Genomic DNA, 19,309 nt, shown 5'->3' on the forward strand with positions numbered 1-19,309 from the left:
GGCATACCCTGCTCAACGCGCCAACCCTGGTTTAGGCTGACAGCACTGCGCATGGGCTTTCTGAGCGCACAATCCTCTCCCATTCTCCGGCGATCCGCACCCGGGTCGTCGCTCACGCTTACCCGTTGATCGACATGGCGAAATTCAAAGACATCCAACTCTTGCGCACCACCTACCTGCGTGGACCCAGCGTCTGGACCTACCGTCCCGTGCTGGAGGTCTGGCTGGATCTTGGTGAGCTGGAGGACTATCCCTCGAACAAGCTTGACGGTTTCAACGAGCGCCTGACGGCCTGGCTGCCCGACCTGATCGAGCACCACTGCGGCGTGGGCGAGCGCGGCGGCTTCATCCAGCGCCTGGAAGGCGGCACCTGGTGCGGCCATGTGCTGGAGCACATCATCATCGAGCTGCTGAACCTGGCGGGCATGCCGGCCGAGTTCGGCCAGACGCGCGAGATTTCCCAGCGCGGCATCTACCGCATGGTCTTCCGCTGCCCCGAGGAAACCGTGGCGCGCACGGCCCTGGCCTACGGCCACCGGCTGATCATGGCCGCCATCAACGACGAGCCCTTCGACCTGAAGGCCGCCGTCAAGGCCATCAAGACCGAGATCAACGACCGCTACCTGGGCCCGAGCACGGGCTGCATCGTCGATGCTGCAGGCGAGCGCCGCATTCCCCACATCCGCCTCAATGACGGCAACCTCGTGCAGCTCGGCTATGGCGCCGCGCAGCGCCGCATCTGGACCGCCGAGAGCGACCAGACCAGCGCCATTGCCGAAGGCATTGCCCAGGACAAGGACTTCACCAAGCGCCTGCTGGCCGCCTGCGGCGTGCCTGTGCCCGAAGGCCAGATCGTCAACAGCCCCGAAGAAGCCTGGGAAGTGGCGCAGGACATCGGCTTTCCCGTCACCGTCAAGCCCTCGGACGGCAACCACGCGCGTGGCGTGACGCTGGACCTGCGCGACGAGGCCGACATCAAGACCGCCTTTGCGCTGGCCCAGCCCGAAGGCTCCGACGTGATCGTCGAGCGCTTCATCGACGGCACCGAGCACCGCATCCTGGTGGTGGGCGGCAAGGTCGTGGCGGCCTGCCGTGGCGAGACCGTGAGCGTGGCCGGCAACGGCAAGTCCACGCTGCGCGAGCTGGTCGCCGTGGTCAACCAGGACCCGCGCCGCGGCCCCGAGCAGGAATACCCGCTGGACTGGATCAACCTCGAAGCCCCGGCCGTGAAGCTGGAGCTCAAGCGCCAGGACGTCACGCCCGACACCATTCCCGCCCAGGGCACCAGCGTGCTGCTGCAGCGCAACGGCAACATGGCCATCGACTGCACGGATGAGGTCCACCCCGAAGTGGCCTACATGGCCACGCTGGCCGCCAAGATCGTGGGCCTGGACATCGCGGGCATGGACATGATCCTGCAGGACGTCTCGCGCCCCATGAAGGAGCAGGGCGGCGCCATCCTCGAAGTCAACGCCGGCCCCGGCCTGCTGATGCACCTGAAGCCCACCAGCGGCGCGCCGCGCCCCGTGGGCATGGCCATCGCCGACCACCTGTTCCCGCGCACCGAAGAGGGAACGGGCGCAGGCCGCATCCCCCTGGTGGGCATTGCCGGCACGCGCAACAACGGCTTCACGGCCCGCCTGGTGGGCTGGCTGCTGCAGCTGTCGGGCAAGCTCACGGGCGTGGCCAGCAGCGAGGGCATGTTCCTGTCCAACCGCCAGACCCAGAAGACCAACACCGCCAATTGGGCCGGTGCCCACCGCCTGCTGACCAACCGCCTGGCCCAGGCCGCCGTCATCCAGACCACGGCCCGCTCCATCCTGGAGGAAGGCCTGGCCTACGACCGCTGCCTGGTCGGCGTGGTCACCGACATGGACGGCTTCGAGCAGTTGCCTGACCATGACGTGCACGAGCAGTCGCAGATGACGCGCGTGATGCGCACCCAGATCGACGTGGTGCTGGACGAAGGCGCGGGCGTCCTCAATGCCGACATCGAACAGGTGGCCGACCTGGCCCGCCTGTGCGACGGCGAAGTGCTGTTCTATTCGATGCAGGCAGACAGCCCCGTGGTCGCGGCCCACCGTTCCGAGAGCGAAGGCCGCGCCGTCTTCGTGCGCGGCAACCAGGTGATCCTGGCCACGGGCGCTGCCGAGCGCGTGCTGGGCACGCTGGACGCACTGAGCCTGCCCGGCGGCCTGCGCCCGGACACGCCGGCCCTGCTGGCCGCCATTGCCGCCGCGTGGTCCATGGACATTGCCCCCGACCTCATCGTCGCCGGCATCAAGACCTTCGACTACACGCCGGCCGCCGCAGCCACCGCCGCCTGAGCCCGACCACACGATGACATGCAGGCAGGCCCGGCGACGCGGGCCTGCCCTCCGAAAGAAGACACTATGCAGATCACCCGCATCCGAGCCCTGCGCGGCCCCAATCTCTGGACCCGCAGCACCGCCATCGAAGCCATCGTGCAATGCGAGCCCGGCGAGTGCGACTACTCGGCCCTGCCCGGCTTCGAGGACCGGCTGCGCGCGCGCTTCCCCAAGATCGGCACGCTGCAGCCGCACGGCGCCGACCAGCGCCTGTCGCTGGCCCAGGTGCTGGAAGTCGCAGCCCTGTCGCTGCAGGCCCAGGCCGGCTGCCCGGTGACCTTCAGCCGCACGCATGAAACCGTGGAGACCGGCACCTACCAGGTGGTGGTGGAGTACACCGAAGAGGCCGTCGGCCGCCTGGCCATGGAACAGGCCGGCGAGCTGCTGCAGTCGGCCCTGGCCGACACGCCCTTCGACGCCGACAAGGTGGTCGCCCAGCTGCGCGAACTCGACGAGGACGAGCGCATCGGACCCTCCACCGGCTCCATCGTCGATGCGGCCGTGGCGCGTGGCATTCCCATCCGCCGCCTGACCTCGGGCTCGCTGGTACAGCTGGGCTGGGGCTCCAAGGCGCGCCGCATCCAGGCCGCCGAGCTGGACCAGACCAGCGCCGTGGCCGAGTCCATCGCCCAGGACAAGGACCTGACCAAGCGCCTGCTGCACGCCGCCGGCGTGCCCGTGCCGCTGGGCCGCCCCGTCAAGGACGTGGAAGAAGCCTGGCTCGTGGCCCAGGAAGTGGGCCTGCCCGTGGTGGTCAAGCCCCAGGACGGCAACCAGGGCAAGGGCGTGGTGGTCAACATCACCACGCACGAGCAGCTCAAGGCCGCCTTCGCCACCGCCTCGGAATTCGGCGACGACATCATGGTCGAGCGCTTCCTGCCCGGCCATGACTTCCGCCTGCTGGTGGTTGGCGGCCAGTTGGTGGCCGCTGCGCGCCGCGAGCCGCCCCAGGTGCTGGGCGACGGCCAGCACACCATCCGCGAGCTGGTCGAGCTGGTCAACCAGGACCCGCGCCGCGGCTCGGGCCACGGCACGGCGCTGACCAAGATCCGCCTGGACGACATCGCCATCGCGCGCATCGCCACCGAAGGGCTCACGCCCGAATCCGTGCCGGCCCAGGGCCAGCGCGTGGTGCTGCGCAACAACGCCAACCTGTCCACCGGCGGCAGCGCCACCGATGTGACGGACGACGTGCACCCCGACATCGCCGCGCGCGCCGTGGAGGCCGCCCAGACCATCGGCCTGCACATCTGCGGCGTGGACGTGGTCTGCGAGACCATGCTGCGCCCGCTGGAAGAGCAAAACGGCGGCATCGTCGAAGTCAACGCCGCACCGGGCCTGCGCATGCACCTGGCGCCGTCCTTCGGCAAGCCCCGCAACGTGGGCGTGCCCATGGTCGATGAGCTGTTCGCGCCGGGCCAGGACGGCCGCATCCCGCTGGTGGCCGTCACCGGCACCAACGGCAAGACCACGACCACGCGCCTGATCGCCCACCTGTTCACCTCGCATGGCTGGCGCACGGCCATGACGAACACGGACGGCGTCTACGTCAACGGCCGCCAGATCGACAGCGGCGACTGCTCGGGCCCGCGCAGCGCGCGCAACGCCCTGGCCCACCCCGAGACCGATGCGGCCGTGCTCGAATGCGCACGCGGTGGCATCCTGCGCGAAGGCCTGGGCTTCGACCGCTGCCAGGTGGCCGTGGTCACCAACGTGGGCGCGGGCGACCACCTGGGCCTGAACTACATCACCACGGTGGAAGACGTGGCCGTGCTCAAGCGCGTCATCGTGCAGAACGTGGCCACCGACGGCTATGCCGTGCTCAATGCGGCCGATCCGCTGGTCGCCGCCATGGCCTCCACCTCGCCGGGCAAGGTCATCTATTTCGCGGCCGACCGCCACCACCCCGTGATGGCCACGCACCGTGCCCAGGGCAACCGCGTGGTCTACGTGGACGGCGACAGCATCGTCGCGGCCGAGAGCTCTTGGCGCGAGACCATCGCGCTGCGCGAGATCCCCATCACGCGCAACGGCACCATCAGCTTCCAGGTGGAGAACGTCATGGCCTCCATCGCCGCCGCCTGGGGCGTGGGCATGCCCTGGCAGACCATCCGCCGCGGGCTGGCCGGCTTCGTCAACGACAGCGACAACGCGCCGGGCCGCTTCAACGTCATGGACTACCGTGGCGCCACACTGATCGCCGACTACGGCCACAACCCCGACGCCATCCGCGCCCTGGTCCAGGCCGTGGACGCCATGCCCGCGCAGCGCCGCAGCGTGGTCATCAGCGGCGCGGGCGACCGCCGCGACCAGGACATCACCGAACAGACCCAGATCCTGGGCAAGGCCTTCGACGACGTCATCCTCTACCAGGATGCCTGCCAGCGCGGCCGCGCCGACGGTGAAGTCCTGGCCCTGCTGCAGCAAGGCCTGCAAGGCGCACCGCGCACCGACTACGTGACCCAGATCCAGGGTGAGTTCAACGCCATCGACCACGCGCTGGCGCGGCTGACGCCCGGCGACCTGTGTCTGGTGCTGGTGGACCAGGTGGAAGAAGCCCTCGAACACCTGCGCCGCCATGTGGCGGGCGAGGCCTGACATGAACAGCCGGGCCTTGCTCACGGCCGCCCTGTCCACGCTGCTGCTGGGCGCCTGCGGTGCGCGCGCCGAGCAGGTGGGCGCGGTGGACACGGTGTTCAAGTTCATAGGCCCGGACCACAAGATCGTGGTCGATGCCTATGACGATCCCAAGGTGGCGGGCGTGACCTGCTATGTCTCGCGCGCCAAGACCGGCGGCATCAAGGGCGGCCTGGGCCTGGCCGAGGACCGCGCCGAAGCCTCGATCAGCTGCGTGCAGACCGGCCCCATCCAGATCCCTGCGCCGCTCAAGCAGCAGGACGAGGTGTTCACCGAACGCATCTCGCTGCTGTTCAAGCGCCTGCGCGTGGTGCGCATGGTCGATGCGCAGCGCAACACCCTGGTCTACATGACCTACTCGGACCGCGTGATCGAAGGCTCGCCGCAAAACAGCGTCACGGCAGTGCCCGTGCCGCGCAGCACGCCGATTCCGCTGGGCAAATAACCCGCCTCAGTCCTGGGCGTGTTGGCGGCAGGCCTGCACAAAGGCCGCCAGCGCCGGCGAGCGGCGCTTGCCCGCCCGCTGCACCAGCGAGAAATCCCGCCACATGCGCGGCAGCGTGGTCGGCAGCACGGCCAGCTCTCCCGAGGCGACCAGGGCCTGCACCAGCACGCGCGACAGGCAACTGATGCCCAGGCCCTGGGCCACGCAGCGCGCAATCGCCTCCGAACTGCCCAGCGTGGCGGCGGCCGGCAACTGGTGCAGATGCGGCAGCAAGGCATGCTCCACCATCTCGCGCGTGCCCGAGCCCGGCTCGCGCAGCAGCCAGCCCGCACCGCGCAAGGCGGCCACGCCCAGCGGGCGCTGGCCCGCAGCCTGCACCAGCGGGTCCTGTGCTGCAGCCACGATGACGAGTTCGTCGCGCATCCAGGGCTCGACCTCCAGCCCGGGCCAGTGGCTGGTGCCCTCGATCAGGCCCAGGTCCACGTCCAGCGATTCCACGGCCTGGCCCACCTCGCGCGTGTTGGCGATCTGCAGGTCCACGCTCAGGTGCGGATGGCTGCGCGCCAGGTGCGCGAGCACGGCCGGCAGCGCATAGGTGCCTATGGTGGTGCTGGCTGCCACGCGCAGACGCACGGGCAGGCTGGCGGCCCGCACCGAAAACGCCTGCTCTATGCCCCTGGCCTGCTCCAGCAGCGCCAGTGCCTCGGGCAGCAGGGCGCGGCCCGCGTCGTTGAGCGCCAGCCGCCGGCCCACGCGCTCGAACAGCTGGGCGCCCATGGCCTGCTCCAGCTGCTGCAGCGCGGCGCTGGTGGCCGACTGCGACAGGGCCACGGCATCGGCCGCGGCCACGGTGGAGCCCGCCTGGGCGACGGCGCAGAAGATTTCAAGTTGGCGCAGGGTGAGATGCAGCATGGCGTGCAGTCTGGACGAGGCATCAACCTGTTTCCCCGGTTGGTGCTACAAAAACTATTCGTTATACGAATATAGCCAAGAAATCTAAAGTGCCTCCCATGCACCGCGCTCCTGACGCGGCGCGCAGGCACCATGAACACCACATCCCTCCCACGCCCCTCCCATCCGTCCGGCTGGCTGCGCCAGTTGACCGAGCTTGCGCCCGGCCTGCTGCTGGCCGGCGCCATTGCCGCAGCCGCCACCTGGGGCGCACGCCAGCCCCTGCTGGCCGGCTCGGGCCTGAGTGCACTGACGCTGGCCATCTGCATCGGCCTGGTCATCGGCAACACCGTCTATCCGCGCCTGGCGCCCAGCTGCCATGCCGGCGTAGGCCTGGCCAAGCAGCGCCTGCTGCGCGCGGGCATCGTGCTCTACGGCCTGCGGCTGACCTTCCAGGACATAGGCCATGTGGGCATGGCCGGCGTGGTGGTCGATGCCCTGGTGCTGGGCAGCACCTTCTTGCTGGCGCAGTGGCTGGGCCGCCGCGTCTTCGGGCTGGATGCGCGCACCACGGTGCTGATCGGCGCCGGCAGCTCCATCTGCGGCGCCGCTGCCGTGCTGGCCACCGAACCCGTGATCAAGGGCCGCGCCGAAGACGTGGCCGTGGCCGTGGCCACCGTGGTGGTCTTCGGCACCGTGGGCACCTTCCTCTACCCCGCGCTGTTCCACTGGAACGCCGCCCACGGCTGGCTGGACATGTCGCCCGCGCAGTACGGCCTGTACGTGGGCTCCACCGTGCACGAGGTGGCCCAGGTCGTGGCCGCCGGCGAAGCCATTGCCCCCGAAGCCGCCGACGTGGCCGTGATCTCCAAGATGGTGCGCGTGATGATGCTAGCCCCCTTCCTGCTGCTGCTGTCCATGGCGGTGGCGCGCGGCAACCGCAGCAGCCAGGTGAGCGACGGCCAGTCGCGCCGCATCACCATTCCGTGGTTCGCGCTGGGCTTCGTCGCCATGGCCGGCGTGAACTCCCTGGGCGTGCTGCCTGCCGCCGTGGTGCAGGTGGGCGTGCAGCTGGACAACGCGCTGCTGGCCGTGGCCATGGCGGCCCTGGGCCTGACCACCCATGTCCGCGCCGTGCGTGCCGCAGGCACGAAGCCCCTGCTGCTGGCCGCCTTGCTGTTCGCATGGCTTCTGGTGGCGGGCCTGCTCTTCAACCGCTGGGTGCCCGGCCTGCTCTGAAGCTGTCCGCATTCATCGACCGGCCCTGCAAAGCATCGTCTTGCAGGGCCTTTTTCATGGACTGCCCGCCCCCGAACAAGGGAATACCCTTAAATCAAATGCAGAAACAATTAATTTGCAATGCAAATTAATTGCATTGCAAAGATAATCGAGGCATGTCCTTTGCCTCTGCCCCTCCCCGCGCCCGCCTCGGCTTTCTCATGGTCACCCTGGTACGCCAGTGGCGCCGCCAGGTCGAGGAGCAACTGCTGGCCGACGGCCTGACCGATGCCACCTGGGCGCCGCTGATCCACCTGCGCGCCTGGGGCGACGGCGTCACGCAAAAGGAACTGGCCGAGCGCGTGGGACTGGACGGCTCCAGCCTGGTGCGCCTGCTCGATATTCTGGAAGGCCACGGCTGGGTGGAACGCCGCGCCGACCCCGGCGACCGGCGCAGCAAGCGCATCTTCCTGACCGATGAAGGCAACGGCGCCGTGGACCGCGTGCGCGCCACCATGCTGCAGGCCGAGCTGGCCATGCTGCAGGACCTGGACGATGCCGAGGTCGAGGCCATGCTGGCCGGCATGGCCAAGATCCAGGCGCGCATGGCCACGCTGCGCACGGAAGGCTCGCCATGAACGCCCTCCACGATGCCTATGGCCGCCTGCTGCAGGCCTCGGTCCGCTGGGGCTTCGACCCCGTGCGCCTGCGCCAGCACCTGCGCACGGCCTTTGCCGCCTGCCTGGCGCTGCTGGCTGCCTGGCAGCTGGGGCTGGAGCATCCGCAGTGGGCTGCCATGGCCACCTGGGCCGCATCCCAGCCGCTGCGCGGGCAACTGCTCGAAAAAAGCTTTTTCCGGGTCGCAGGCACCGTGGCCGGCACGGCCGTGGGCGTGGGCCTGGTGTTGCTGGCCCAGGGAAACCTGCTGTGGCTGGTGCTGGGCCTGGCCGTGTGGCTGGGCCTGTGCGCGGGCGTGGGCAATCTGCAGCGCAGCTTCGTGGCCTACGGCACCATGCTGTCCGGCTATTCGGCGGCCATGGTCGCGCTGCTGGACTTTGCCCACCCCGACCAGGTCTTCGCCCTGGGCTGGGACCGGCTGTTCACGGCGCTGACCGGCGTGTTCGCAGCCCTGCTCGTGGGCTGGCTGTTCACGCCCAAGGGCAGCGGCATTCCCGGCAATGCCGAGGTGCGCCAGCTGTTCGCGCAACTGCTGCGCGATCTGGCCGGCAGCCTGCAGGCGCGCGGCCGTTCGTCCCTGGGCTCGCAGGAGATCGCTGCCCGCCTGCTGGCCATGGCGGTGATCGAGGAGGGGCTGGACCCGCACGCCGCCGGTTCGCAGCGCTCCCGCGAGGCCGTGCACGCGCTGCGCCGGCTCATGAATGCCCAGATCTCGGCCCTGCTGTGGCTGCGCGATGCACCGTCGCAGGAGCCGCCTGCGGCCTTTGGCGAGGCGCAGGCCCTGGCCGCCGCGCAGGCGCTGCGCGAAGCCGCCGTGGCGCTGGAGACCCGCGTGCAATTGCACGAGGCCGCGGCGGCCCTGGTGCGCGCACGCGAGGCCGCTGTGGCCTGGCCCGGTGCAGCCGACATGCTGGCCCCGATGGGCTTTGCGCTGCAGGCCCACCTGGCCGCCACCCATGACGTGGCCCTGCCGCCCGGCCACCGCGCCCGCCAATGGCCGGTGGTGCTGCACAGCGACTGGCTGGGCGCGCGCCGCGCCATGCTGCGCGCCAGCGCGGCCATCGCCATCGTGGGCCTGCTGTGGGTGGTGACGGGCTGGAGCGGCGGTGCCTACATGCTGCTGGGCATGTCCATCATGCTGACCGTGTTCTCGGGCTTCGAGAACCCTTCGGCCACCATGCGCCATGTGACCCTGGGCCAGGCCCTGGGCGTGCTGGTGGCCCTGGCCTGCCAGTGGCTGGTCTGGCCGTTCGCCGGCAGCCAGGCGGGCCTGGTGTGGCTGATGCTGCCCTTTGTCTACGTGGGCGCACTGCTGTTCTCGCACCAGCGCACCGCGCTCTCGGGCTATGACTGCAACATGGTGCTGCTGCTCCTGCTGCAGCCCCACTACCCGCAGACGGCCAGCTTCGGACATGCGCTGGCCCTGGGGCTGGCCGTGGTGTCCGGGCCGCTGGCTGGCTGGGCGGCCTACCGTTTCATCCTGCCGGTCACGCTGCAGGGCCGGCTGCAAAGCCTGCGCTCCATGATGGTCCACGAGCTGCAGGACATGGCCGCCACGCCGGGCCATGCGCGCGATGGCCGCATCTGGCGCGCCCGCCTGTACCACCGGCTGCTGCGCCTGGTGCGCATGTCGGAGCAGGCCGGAGGGCAGCTGGGTGCGCAGGCAGCGGAGTGCGGCCTGGCCGCCCTGCATGTGGGCCGCGCCATCCAGGCGCTGCACCAGCTGTCCGGGGAAGCGGCCCTGGGCGACGGCACCGCCCGCGCCGTACGCGCCGCGCTGCTGCGCCTGCAGCGGCTGCAGCAGGCGCCCGGCCAGTGCCCGCCGCTTTTGCGCGCGCTGGCGCAGCGCGTGGCCGAACGCCATCCCGACCAGGCCCGCCAGCTGCACCATGCCGCGCACGAGATCGCGCAGCACGAAGCCTTCTTCCGCAACGCCGGCTGAAGCACGGACCCATGCCAGAATGGCCTGCCCAGGCCGGCAGCGCCCCACGCTCTCTGTCCCCCTGTTGCAAGGAAAGCATCCATGTCGTGGAGCGACACCACCATCACCTCACAGCGCCTGGCGCTGCGCCCCTTCACTGCCGCCGATGCCGATGAGGCATTTGCCTGCATCACGCCCACGCTGACGCGCTACCTGTCCTTCGAGCCGGCGTCGACGCCTGCCGAGTTCGAGGCTGTCTGGCGCGGATGGCTGCAGGAGATCGCGGCCGGCACGGACTTCAACTTCGCGCTGCGCGAGCGCACGTCAGGCCGATTCACCGGCCTGCTGGGCCTGCACCGCGCGCGCGACGCCGAGCCCGAACTCGGGATCTGGATACGCGAGGACGCACATGGCCAGGGCTACGGCCGCGAAGCCGTGGCCGCGCTGGCAGCATGGGCCCGAGCGACCTTTGCGCCACAGTCCTTGCGCTATCCGGTGGCCGAGCCCAATACCGCCAGCCGGCGCATTGCCCAGGGGCTGGGTGGCGTGGAGGTTGAGCGCCAGAGCCTTTCAAAGTACGTGCTCGTCGTCTACCGCATACCAGGGGTCGCCACGTCGGGCGTTGCCGCCCCATGAAAACAAAGGCCGTCCCACGCGAGTGGGACGGCCTTGTCCATGGGGCAGATGCCTGTCTTACACCGCCGCGATCGACACGGCCTTGGCGACCAGATAGGCCTCCAGCGCCTCGGGGCCGCCTTCGGAGCCATAGCCCGAATCCTTGACGCCGCCGAACGGCATCTCGGCCGAGGCCACGGCCGGCTGGTTGATCCACAGCATGCCGGTCTCGACCTGCTGGGCCAGCTGGTGGGCCGTCTTGATGGAGCGCGTGAACGCATAGGCCGCCAGGCCGTAGGACAGGCGGTTGGCCTCGGCAATGGCCTCGCCCAGATCGTCAAAGCCGCGGATGGCGGCCACGGGGCCGAAGGGCTCCTGGTTGAAGATCTCGGCGCTCAACGGCACGTCGCCCAGCACCGTGGGAGCGAAGAAGTTGCCCGCGCCGCCCAGCGAGGCACCGCCCGTGAGCAGCTTGGCGCCCTGCTTTTGCGCATCCTCGATCAGATGGGACAGCGCCGTGACGCGGCGCGGATTGGCCAGCGGGCCCATCTGCGTGCCCTGGACCAGGCCATCGCCGACCTTGAGGCCTTCGGCATGGGCGACCATGGCGCGCGTGAATTCCTCGCGCACGCTGTTGTGCACCAGAAAGCGCGTGGGCGAGATGCAGACCTGGCCCGCGTTGCGGAACTTGGACGCGCCTGCGGCCTTCACGGCCAGGGCCACGTCGGCATCCTCGGCCACGATGACCGGCGCGTGGCCGCCCAGCTCCATGGTCGAGCGCTTCATGTGCTGGCCGGCCAGCGCCGCCAGCTGCTTGCCCACTGCGGTGGAGCCGGTGAACGTGACCTTGCGGATCACGGGATGGGCGATCAGGTAGGAGGAAATCTGGGCCGGATCACCGAACACCAGGCCCACCACGCCGGCCGGCACGCCGGCATCGACAAAGCACTTGAAAAGGGCTGCGGGCGCAGCTGGCGTTTCCTCGGGCGCCTTGCACAGGAAGGAGCAGCCCGTGGCCAGCGCCGCGCCGATCTTGCGCACGATCTGGTTGACGGGGAAGTTCCAGGGCGTGAAGGCGGCCACGGGGCCCACGGGCTCCTTGATCACCAGCTGCTGCACCTCGGGGCGGCGCGAGGGCACGATGCGGCCGTACACGCGCAGCGCCTCGTCGGCAAACCATTCGATGATGCCCACGCCGGCCAGGATTTCGCCCTTGGCCTCGGCCACGGGCTTGCCCTGCTCCTGCGTCAGGAGCGCGGCGATCTCGTCGGCGCGCTCCTTGAGCAGGGCGGCGGCACGGCGCATGGCGGCGCCGCGCTCATGGGCGGAGACATTGCGCCAGACCTCGAAACCGCGCTGCGCTGCGGCCAGCGCACGGTCCAGGTCGGCCACGTCGGCATGGGCCACATGGCCGATGACTTCGCCGCTGGCCGGGTTGCGCACGGGAATCTTCCTGCCGCTGGCGGCGTCCTGCCATTGGCCGTCGATCAGGAGTTGGGTGTCGGAGTAGGAATGGCTCATGCTGGATCAGATCCTTGGTAGATGACAGGGGGCAGATGTGTGGGGCAGGCACGGTCCTCGCAGTGTCCGCACCCGGCTGCCGCTGCAGCGCAGCGACCATTCTAGGAAGCGCCGGACGGCGGTGCCGTCACCGGGATGTCACGCACACAACACCTAAAATGCCCGGGTTTCGCAATATCCACCAATCCGTTGAGAGGGAGCTCATGACCGATCTTTTCGACACCACTGCGCGCAGGGGTTTGCGCAGCGTCGCGCTGGCGCTCGCCCTGGCCGGCAGCCTGGGGCTGGCATGGGGGCAGGCGCCGGCCAGCGACGCGCCGCAGTTCATACCCCGCATGAGCGTGGACTCGCGCGTCCAGCCGCAGGATACGCCTCGGGAGTTCCTGGCTTCACGCAGCATGTCTTCCCCCGCAGCCGTCACCCCCACGCCGCTGCGCGTGGAACTGGGCACCTGGAAGGATGTGCGAGCCGCCTCGGCCGCTGTGGGCGGCGCCCTGCAGGTGGGCGCACAGCGCCCCAGCAGCCAGACCGCCACCACCCAGGCCCTGGGCGGGCAACTGCAATGGCAGACCTCGGCCGACGGCGGGCTGATTGCCGCAGTCAGCGTGCGCTCCGAAGGTGCCTACGGCATTCGCCTGGGCGTGGAAATCGAGCAGTTGCCCGGCAGCGCCCTGCTGCGCATCTATGCCCAGGGCGACCGCGCCGGCGCCTATGAAATTTCGGGCCAGCGCGTGCTGCAGCTGCTGCAGGCCAACAAGGACGCAGGCGATGCCAGCGCCGATGGCCGCACCTGGTGGACGCCCGACAGCGGCGGTGACGAGGTCACCCTGGAGATCGACCTGCCGCCCGGCACGCCCGCCGATGCGCTGCGACTGGCCATTCCGCGCGTCATGCACGTGTACGAGAACCTGTCGCTGCCGCTGGAGGGCGAGAACGTGTTCTCGGCCCAGCTCAACGAGTCCCTGTCATGCCACCTGGACTCCACCTGCTATGACGCCTACAGCGCGCAGCGCAACGCCGTGGCGCGCATGTTCTATGTCCAGAACGGCCAGGGCTATGTGTGCTCGGGCACGCTGATCAACGACAAGGCAGGCTCCGGCACGCCCTACTTCATCACGGCCAACCATTGCATCAGCACCCAGACCGTGGCCTCCACGCTGGAGACTTCGTGGTTCTACCGCACGCCCTCGTGCGGCAGCCGCACGCTGTCGTCGGCCTCGCGCACGCTGCGCAACGGCGCCACCCTGCTGTACGCCACAGCCACCTATGACGGCAGCTTGCTGCGGCTCAACGAAGCCGCCCCTGCAGGCGCCGTCTTTGCCGGCTGGTCCACCCAGGCCCTGACCAGTGGCGCCAAGGTGGTAGGCATACACCACCCGCGTGGCGACCTGCAGAAGATCAGCTTCGGCACCTATGACCGCTCCTTGGCCTGCGAACCCTCCAGCGATGCCACCATGACCTGCCGGTACCGCGATGGCGGCTACCTCAGCGTGAACTGGGACCAGGGGCTGACGCAGCCGGGCAGCAGCGGCTCTGGCCTGTTCCTGAATGGCCTGCTGGTCGGCACACTCTATGGAGGCGATGACCAGACCTGCTCGCGCACGGGCGGCAACTCGATCTATGGGCGCTTTGATCTACTCTTCCCCAATGTGCAGAAGTGGCTTGCTGCAGACACGGGCACGGGCGGCGTCGACACTGGCACGGGACAGGCCCGCACCGCCATCTACCGCTTCTTCAACCGCCAGACCGGCGCGCACTTCTATACGGCCAGCGCCTCCGAGCGCGATTACGTGGTGGCAACCTACCCGGCCTTCCAATACGAGAACGTGGCCTTCTATGCGTCCACCCAGCCGCAGCAGGGCCTGAACCCGGTATTTCGTTTCTTCAACACGGCCTCCGGTGCACACTTCTTCACCATCAGCCAGCCTGAACGTGACTACGTGATCGCAACCTACCCCAGCTTCAAGAGCGAGGGCACGTCCTGGTACGCACAGACGGCTGCCGGCAATGGCACCGTGCCCATGTTCCGCTTCTTCAACCTGCAGACAGGCGCGCATTTCTACACCGTCAACGCGGCCGAACGTGATTTCGTGATCGCCAGCTATCCCGTTTTCAAGTACGAAGGTGTCGCCTACTACGTCTGGAACTCGCAGTAAGCACAGCGCACTGCACTTGCTGCAGTGCCTCCCCAAAAAGAAGGCCCCGCAGTGCGGGGCCTTCTTTTTGAACAACCACACTCACCCCACCAGCACCAGCCCCGGCGGCAGGCTATCCCCAAAGCTGCGCTTCGCATCCTGGGCGTCCATCTGCTGGACCTGTTCCACCAGGTCGATCCAGCGCTGCGGTGCACCGGCGCCGCGCAATCGCTCCAGCACCAGGGCGCGCTGGGCATCGGACAGGTCCAGCGCACGGTCGCCCGTCATGCGGGCCATCTGCACGGCGGCGAACATGGCGGTTTCATTGCGGCGCCAGTCCTGGGCCAGGGTGGCGTCCAGGAACTCCTGCGCAGCCTCGGGCGGCATCACGCGGTGGGCGTTGGCGGCCAGCGGCATGCGCGCGGCCAGCCGGCCTATGGCCCACCAGGTCTGGACGGATTCACCGGGGTGTTTCAGCCGCTGCAGCATCCACTGGCCCATTTCCTGGCGGTACTGCCAGGGCACGGCCTCCATGGCGGCGAACAGGCGCAGCATGTCGTCGTAGCTGCCATGGGCGGATTTCCCCTGGCTGCGCTGCGTGGACTGCTGCACGGCCTTTTGCATGTGGCCGGCAACCTCTTCCAGCAGCTCCATCTGCCGGGCCTCGTCCAGGCCCGCGGCCACGCGGCGCCAGAACACCCACCATTCGGTGCGGTTGGCCGCCTCGCCGCCATGGCCCAGGCCCTGGCCATGCAGTTGCCAGACCTGCTGCATGCGCCAGCCGTCCAGCTCGGCGCCCACGCCGGGCCGCAGGCACCAGCCTGCCAGGTTCAGCCAGACGCGCTCGTGCTCGGCCGTGCGGCGGCGGCGCCTGGCGCGGGCCAGCAAGGCGTCGAACAGTGCGCGCAGCAGCGGCAGGTCCCAGTCCTCGCGCGGGCCCAGCCGTCGCTCCAGCGACTGGCGCAGCTGGCGGACCTCCTTGGCCGTCACCTCCTGGGCCTGGCTGCCGAAGATGCGCTCGATCAGGGCCACGGCGTCGGCCAGCCGGCCCTGCCGGGCAGAACGATCGCCGCTGTCCTGCGCATCTGCGGCCAGCGCACCGCGCACGCTGAACGGCAGCAGCCACTGGCGCTGTGCATCGTCGGCGGCCACGCAGCGCACCTCCAGCGTGCCGACCTCGGTCATGCAGGCCTGCAGTTGCACCTCGACCTGGGCCTTGTCCCGGCCCTCGGGCGCAGGCAGCACGGTGGACAGGGCGGGCAGCTCGACCCAGCCCTCGCCGTCGAGCGCCGCGATGCGGCCGGCCTGCGCAGGCGCCGCCGCCAGGCTGTTGGCCACCAGGGAAAAGCGCACGGCCTGGCCCAGGCGCAGCGCAAAGCGCCGGCCGGAGAGCACGATACGCACGCCCTCTTCCGTGCCGCGCGGCAGCAGGCAGATGCCCTGTGGTGCGGCACCCGCCTTCTCGGGCAGGACCAGCCAGTAGCTGCGCGGCGAGCCACCGCCAATGCGCGGTACCGGGGCTGGCACCGTCCGGGCATCTTCCGATTCCGGCAGATCCTCAGGCGGACGGCTCTGGACATGCATGGCCAGGCCATGCGCCGCTGCGCCGCGTGCCACGGCCCAGTCGGGATGCGGGTTGTGCAGCAGGCGCAGCGGCTGGCCGCGCCAGGCCTGCAGCTGCGCCACCAGCCGCTGGGCCAGCGCATGGGCGTGGAAGACGCCGCCATTGAGCAGGACCGCATCGGGCAGTTCCCCAGCCGCGTGCTGCGCGAGGAACTGCGCCAGGTGCCGCGTGATCGCCGCATCGGCAGGATAGGGCAGGCCCAGGCCGCGCAAAGCGCCCTGGCGCCGGGTGGGCAGATCCTGCAGGCCGGCCAGCGGCATGAAGCCTTCGACCACGGCCTCGCGCACCTCGTCGCGGCGCAGCGTGGCCGTGCGCGTCTGCGCCAGCAGCTTCGATCCGCCGCCCAGCAGGGTCACGGCCACGGACTCGGGCGCATCGTCGGCCAGCAACTGTTCCTTGGCCATGCGGCAGCGCTGCACCAGTTGGGCGAAGCGTGCGGCGGGCAGGCGCTCGCCGGGCGGGGCGAACTGCGGCTCCAGCCGATGGGCCAGCGCCAGGTCCATGTTGTCGCCGCCCAGCATCAGGTGCTCGCCCACGGCCGTGCGTGTCAGCACGGGCAGGCCTCCAGCTTCAGCGGGCTGCACGCGGATCAGGGTCAGGTCGGTGGTGCCGCCGCCCACATCCACCACCAGCACCAGGCGGCAGTGCGCCAGCTCGGCCGCCAGATGCTCGCCCTGCAGCACCAGCCAGTCGTGGAAGGCGGCCTTGGGTTCCTCCAGCAATTGCACTGCAGGCAGGCCGGCCAGCTGCGCGGCCTCCAGCGTCAGTGCGCGCGCGCCTTCGTCGAACGAGGCTGGCACGGTCAGCACGACCAGTTGATCCCGCAGCGGCGCGCCGGGGTGCGTGCGGTCCCAGGCCTGCCGGACATGGTCCAGGTAGCTGGCCGAGGCCTGCAGCGGAGACAGCCGGGCCACCTCTTCAGGCGCGCCCCAGGGCAGGATGGCCGCCGTGCGGTCCACGCCCGCATGCGAGAGCCAGCTTTTGGCGCTGGCCACCAGGCGCGACGGCACGGCCGCGCCCAGGTCACGCGCCCAGCGGCCGTTGACGGCGGGCGCTTGCGCATCCGCGCCCAGAGCAGTCCAAGGCTGCTGCCAGGCATCGCCCAGTTCGCCGGGCGCCGCCTGGTAGCGCGCCGAGGGCAGCAGCACCTGGGCCGCGACCTCGCTGGCCGAGACGCGCTGCGCCACGGGCAGCAAGGCGATGTCGGCCGCCGTGCCGCCCACGGGCACATGCGCCACCACGGTGTGGCTGGTGCCCAGGTCGATGCCCACGATGTGGGCGGCGTCGGGACCGAAGGGGCGGCGGAGGCGGGGGCGGCAGTATCAGGCATATCGGCAGTCATACAGGGCACGGTGCGCGGCCCGGACCGGGCCTGCCGCCGGGGCGGGCTACGCTACATCGGCCCGCACGTCGAACTCCACCTTCCAACGTTCTTCGCCACCCACGGGCACGGCGTTGAGCTCCAGCGTGCCGATGTCGGTCACGCGTGCATGCAGGGTGACGGGCACGATCTCGCCGGGCGCACGGCCTTCGGCGGGCAGGTGGGCCTCGATTTCCTGCAGCTCGACCAGTTCCTCTGGGCCCCAGAAGTCCAGCACGGTGCCGACCTGGTCGGCGCGGCGCACGGAGGAGCCGAAAAAGCGCAGGCGCACGGGCTCGCCCACGACCAGGCCGAATTCCTGGGTGTCCAGCGCCACCTCGGTGCCCTCTTCCATGCCGAAGGGCGCCAGGCACAGGGCAGAGATAGGCGGCTCCATGCCGGGGATGGCGGGCATGTTGCTTTCCACGCCCACGTAATAGCTCTGCGCCGTGCCGCCACGGATGCGCACGCCACGGCCCGCAGCCGCCACATGGCCGAAGTAGGCGGCGCCGCGCGCCACGGCCAGGTCCAGGTTGGCGCCATCCAGCAGGCGCGCGGGTTGCGCGCCCTCGCCGGCCAGCCAGCCGTTGACGACTTCCAGGATGCGCTGCTCGATCTGCGGCGCCTTGAGCACGCCGCCGTTGAACAGGATGGCCGAGGGATGCAGGAAGGACGCGCCCTCGGGCTGCGTGCCCTTGAGGCCTTCGATCTGCTCGGTGGCGCCGGCCTGGCGCGAGAGGAAGGCCGCCAGATGGCGCGTGACGGCCGCGTCCTGCGCATACGGCAGGCCCAGCTGGGTCAGCGCGGCGCGCGCGCGGGTCTGGGGCTTGTCGGAGACGGCTGCGCGCGGGAAGAAGCCTTCCACCAGCATCTGCAGCACCTCGTCACGCGTGACCTCGGTGCGGATGCTGCCGCCGATGAGCTTGCTGCCCCGGCTGGGCACGACCACGGGCACGGACTGCAGCGAGGCGTCGGCCAGCAGTTGCTCCTTGGCCTGGCGGCAGCCATGGGCCAGGGCGCGGGTCTGCCAGGCGTCGAGCTGCTTGCCCTCCTGGGCCAGCTTGCGCGCCACGCCGTAGGCCAGGGCCAGGTCCATGTTGTCGCCGCCCAGCAGGATGTGCTCGCCCACGGCCACGCGCTGCAGCTCCAGGCCGCCGTCCTTTTCCAGCACGGCGATCAGCGACAGGTCGGTGGTGCCGCCGCCCACGTCCACGACGAGGATGATCTCGCCGCTTTGCACCTGCTTGCGCCACTGGCCGCCGCTGGCCTGGATCCAGCTGTACAGCGCAGCCTGGGGTTCCTCCAGCAGTGTGAGCTTCTGAAAGCCCGCGGCGCGGCAGGCCTCGGCCGTCAGCTCGCGCGCGGCCGGGTCGAACGATGCGGGAATGGTCACCGTCACATCCTGGGCGTCGAACGGCGCCTCGGGATGGGCCTGCTCCCAGGCCCAACGCAGGTGCGACAGATAGCGGATGGAGGCGGTCAGGGGCGAGACGCGGTGCACCTCCTCGGGCGCATCGGCCGGCAGCAGGGGCGAGCGGCGGTCCACGCCCGGATGGCACAGCCAGCTCTTGGCGCTGGAGACCAGCCGGATCGGCGTGGCCGCGCCGCGCGATCGCGCGAACTCGCCCACCACGAAGTCCTGGCTGGCGCCCCAGGGCAGGGCCATGTCGGCCGCAGTCAGCTCGCTTTCATGCGGCAGGTAAAGGAAGGACGGCAGCAGCGGGCGCGCCTCCACGCTGGAGGGGCCGGTGAGCTGGGGAATGTCCAGCACGCCCTGCTCCACCTTCTCGCCATCGCTGGCCTGGCGGTCCACATAGGAGAGCGCGCAATGCGTGGTGCCCAGGTCGATGCCGATGCTGTAGCGCGCCTGGGAGGATTGACGGGACTGGTCCATG

At 69.9% G+C, this 19,309-nt stretch carries 12 protein-coding genes; 8 read left to right on the top strand and 4 right to left on the bottom strand.

Translation table 11 applies throughout. From position 1 onward, the window contains the following. Nucleotides 1–134: 134 nt before the first annotated feature. The 3 genes from CLV01_RS27160 to CLV01_RS27170 all read left to right on the top strand — a co-directional run bounded on the left by CLV01_RS27160 (nucleotide 135) and on the right by CLV01_RS27170 (nucleotide 5,451). Complete coding sequence (locus tag CLV01_RS27160; RefSeq protein WP_099735044.1) at nucleotides 135–2,327, top strand: cyanophycin synthetase; 2,193 nt, start codon at nucleotides 135–137, stop codon at nucleotides 2,325–2,327. 66 nt (nucleotides 2,328–2,393) lie between these two features. After that, nucleotides 2,394–4,967, top strand: a complete 2,574-nt coding sequence (cphA, locus tag CLV01_RS27165) for a cyanophycin synthetase (protein WP_099732789.1) — start codon at nucleotides 2,394–2,396, stop codon at nucleotides 4,965–4,967. Nucleotide 4,968: 1 nt separating this feature from the next. Then, a complete protein-coding gene (locus tag CLV01_RS27170; protein ID WP_180288460.1) occupies nucleotides 4,969–5,451 on the top strand; it encodes a CreA family protein in 483 nt (160 codons plus the stop codon). 6 nt (nucleotides 5,452–5,457) lie between these two features. Here the strand turns inward: CLV01_RS27170 and CLV01_RS27175 are convergent, their stop codons facing one another. After that, the gene (locus CLV01_RS27175) at nucleotides 5,458–6,363 is read right to left on the bottom strand and encodes a LysR family transcriptional regulator (RefSeq protein ID WP_099732788.1); all 906 of its coding nucleotides are present in this window, start codon (nucleotides 6,361–6,363) and stop codon (nucleotides 5,458–5,460) included. 132 nt (nucleotides 6,364–6,495) lie between these two features. On the opposite strand from CLV01_RS27175, the gene CLV01_RS27180 reads away from it, so the two are divergent. The 4 genes from CLV01_RS27180 (at nucleotide 6,496) to CLV01_RS27195 (ending at nucleotide 10,795) form a co-directional block, all read left to right on the top strand. Continuing rightward, the gene (locus CLV01_RS27180; protein WP_099732787.1) at nucleotides 6,496–7,581 is read left to right on the top strand and encodes a YeiH family protein; all 1,086 of its coding nucleotides are present in this window, start codon (nucleotides 6,496–6,498) and stop codon (nucleotides 7,579–7,581) included. Between the two features lie 155 nt (nucleotides 7,582–7,736). Continuing rightward, nucleotides 7,737–8,198, top strand: a complete 462-nt coding sequence (locus tag CLV01_RS27185; RefSeq protein WP_099732786.1) for a MarR family winged helix-turn-helix transcriptional regulator — start codon at nucleotides 7,737–7,739, stop codon at nucleotides 8,196–8,198. Then, complete coding sequence (locus CLV01_RS27190) at nucleotides 8,195–10,180, top strand: FUSC family protein (protein ID WP_099732785.1); 1,986 nt, start codon at nucleotides 8,195–8,197, stop codon at nucleotides 10,178–10,180. Before CLV01_RS27185 ends, CLV01_RS27190 begins: the two co-directional genes overlap by 4 nt. A gap of 81 nt (nucleotides 10,181–10,261) precedes the next feature. Further along, a complete protein-coding gene (locus tag CLV01_RS27195) occupies nucleotides 10,262–10,795 on the top strand; it encodes a GNAT family N-acetyltransferase (RefSeq protein ID WP_099732784.1) in 534 nt (177 codons plus the stop codon). A 57-nt stretch (nucleotides 10,796–10,852) separates the two neighbouring features. On the opposite strand, the gene CLV01_RS27200 is transcribed toward CLV01_RS27195, so the two are convergent. Continuing rightward, complete coding sequence (locus CLV01_RS27200; RefSeq protein ID WP_012207514.1) at nucleotides 10,853–12,295, bottom strand: NAD-dependent succinate-semialdehyde dehydrogenase; 1,443 nt, start codon at nucleotides 12,293–12,295, stop codon at nucleotides 10,853–10,855. 203 nt (nucleotides 12,296–12,498) lie between these two features. Between CLV01_RS27200 and CLV01_RS27205 the strand changes: the two genes are divergently transcribed. Next, complete coding sequence (locus CLV01_RS27205) at nucleotides 12,499–14,451, top strand: trypsin-like serine protease (protein ID WP_099732783.1); 1,953 nt, start codon at nucleotides 12,499–12,501, stop codon at nucleotides 14,449–14,451. 81 nt (nucleotides 14,452–14,532) lie between these two features. On the opposite strand, the gene CLV01_RS27210 is transcribed toward CLV01_RS27205, so the two are convergent. Both CLV01_RS27210 and CLV01_RS27215 read right to left on the bottom strand, forming a co-directional pair. Further along, nucleotides 14,533–17,325: an Hsp70 family protein gene (locus tag CLV01_RS27210; RefSeq protein WP_257221532.1), complete on the bottom strand. Its 2,793-nt coding sequence runs from the start codon at nucleotides 17,323–17,325 to the stop codon at nucleotides 14,533–14,535. A gap of 117 nt (nucleotides 17,326–17,442) precedes the next feature. Next, nucleotides 17,443–19,308, bottom strand: coding sequence for an Hsp70 family protein (locus tag CLV01_RS27215; protein WP_071956844.1), 1,866 nt, complete (start codon nucleotides 19,306–19,308; stop codon nucleotides 17,443–17,445). Nucleotide 19,309 lies beyond the last annotated feature (1 nt).

The organism is Delftia sp. 60, from assembly GCF_002754395.1.
GTDB lineage: Bacteria > Pseudomonadota > Gammaproteobacteria > Burkholderiales > Burkholderiaceae_C > Comamonas > Comamonas acidovorans.

Bases quoted from the DNA above. Each gene is read 5' to 3' on its own strand.
- CLV01_RS27190 (WP_099732785.1), top strand. From the start codon at position 8,195: ATGAACGCCCTCCACGATGCCTATGGCCGCCTGCTGCAGGCCTCGGTC.
- CLV01_RS27175 (WP_099732788.1), bottom strand. From the start codon at position 6,363: ATGCTGCATCTCACCCTGCGCCAACTTGAAATCTTCTGCGCCGTCGCC.
- CLV01_RS27195 (WP_099732784.1), top strand. From the start codon at position 10,262: ATGTCGTGGAGCGACACCACCATCACCTCACAGCGCCTGGCGCTGCGC.
- CLV01_RS27185 (WP_099732786.1), top strand. From the start codon at position 7,737: ATGTCCTTTGCCTCTGCCCCTCCCCGCGCCCGCCTCGGCTTTCTCATG.
- CLV01_RS27200 (WP_012207514.1), bottom strand. From the start codon at position 12,295: ATGAGCCATTCCTACTCCGACACCCAACTCCTGATCGACGGCCAATGG.
- CLV01_RS27160 (WP_099735044.1), top strand. From the start codon at position 135: ATGGCGAAATTCAAAGACATCCAACTCTTGCGCACCACCTACCTGCGT.
- CLV01_RS27180 (WP_099732787.1), top strand. From the start codon at position 6,496: ATGAACACCACATCCCTCCCACGCCCCTCCCATCCGTCCGGCTGGCTG.
- CLV01_RS27205 (WP_099732783.1), top strand. From the start codon at position 12,499: ATGACCGATCTTTTCGACACCACTGCGCGCAGGGGTTTGCGCAGCGTC.
- cphA (WP_099732789.1), top strand. From the start codon at position 2,394: ATGCAGATCACCCGCATCCGAGCCCTGCGCGGCCCCAATCTCTGGACC.
- CLV01_RS27215 (WP_071956844.1), bottom strand. From the start codon at position 19,308: ATGGACCAGTCCCGTCAATCCTCCCAGGCGCGCTACAGCATCGGCATC.
- CLV01_RS27170 (WP_180288460.1), top strand. From the start codon at position 4,969: ATGAACAGCCGGGCCTTGCTCACGGCCGCCCTGTCCACGCTGCTGCTG.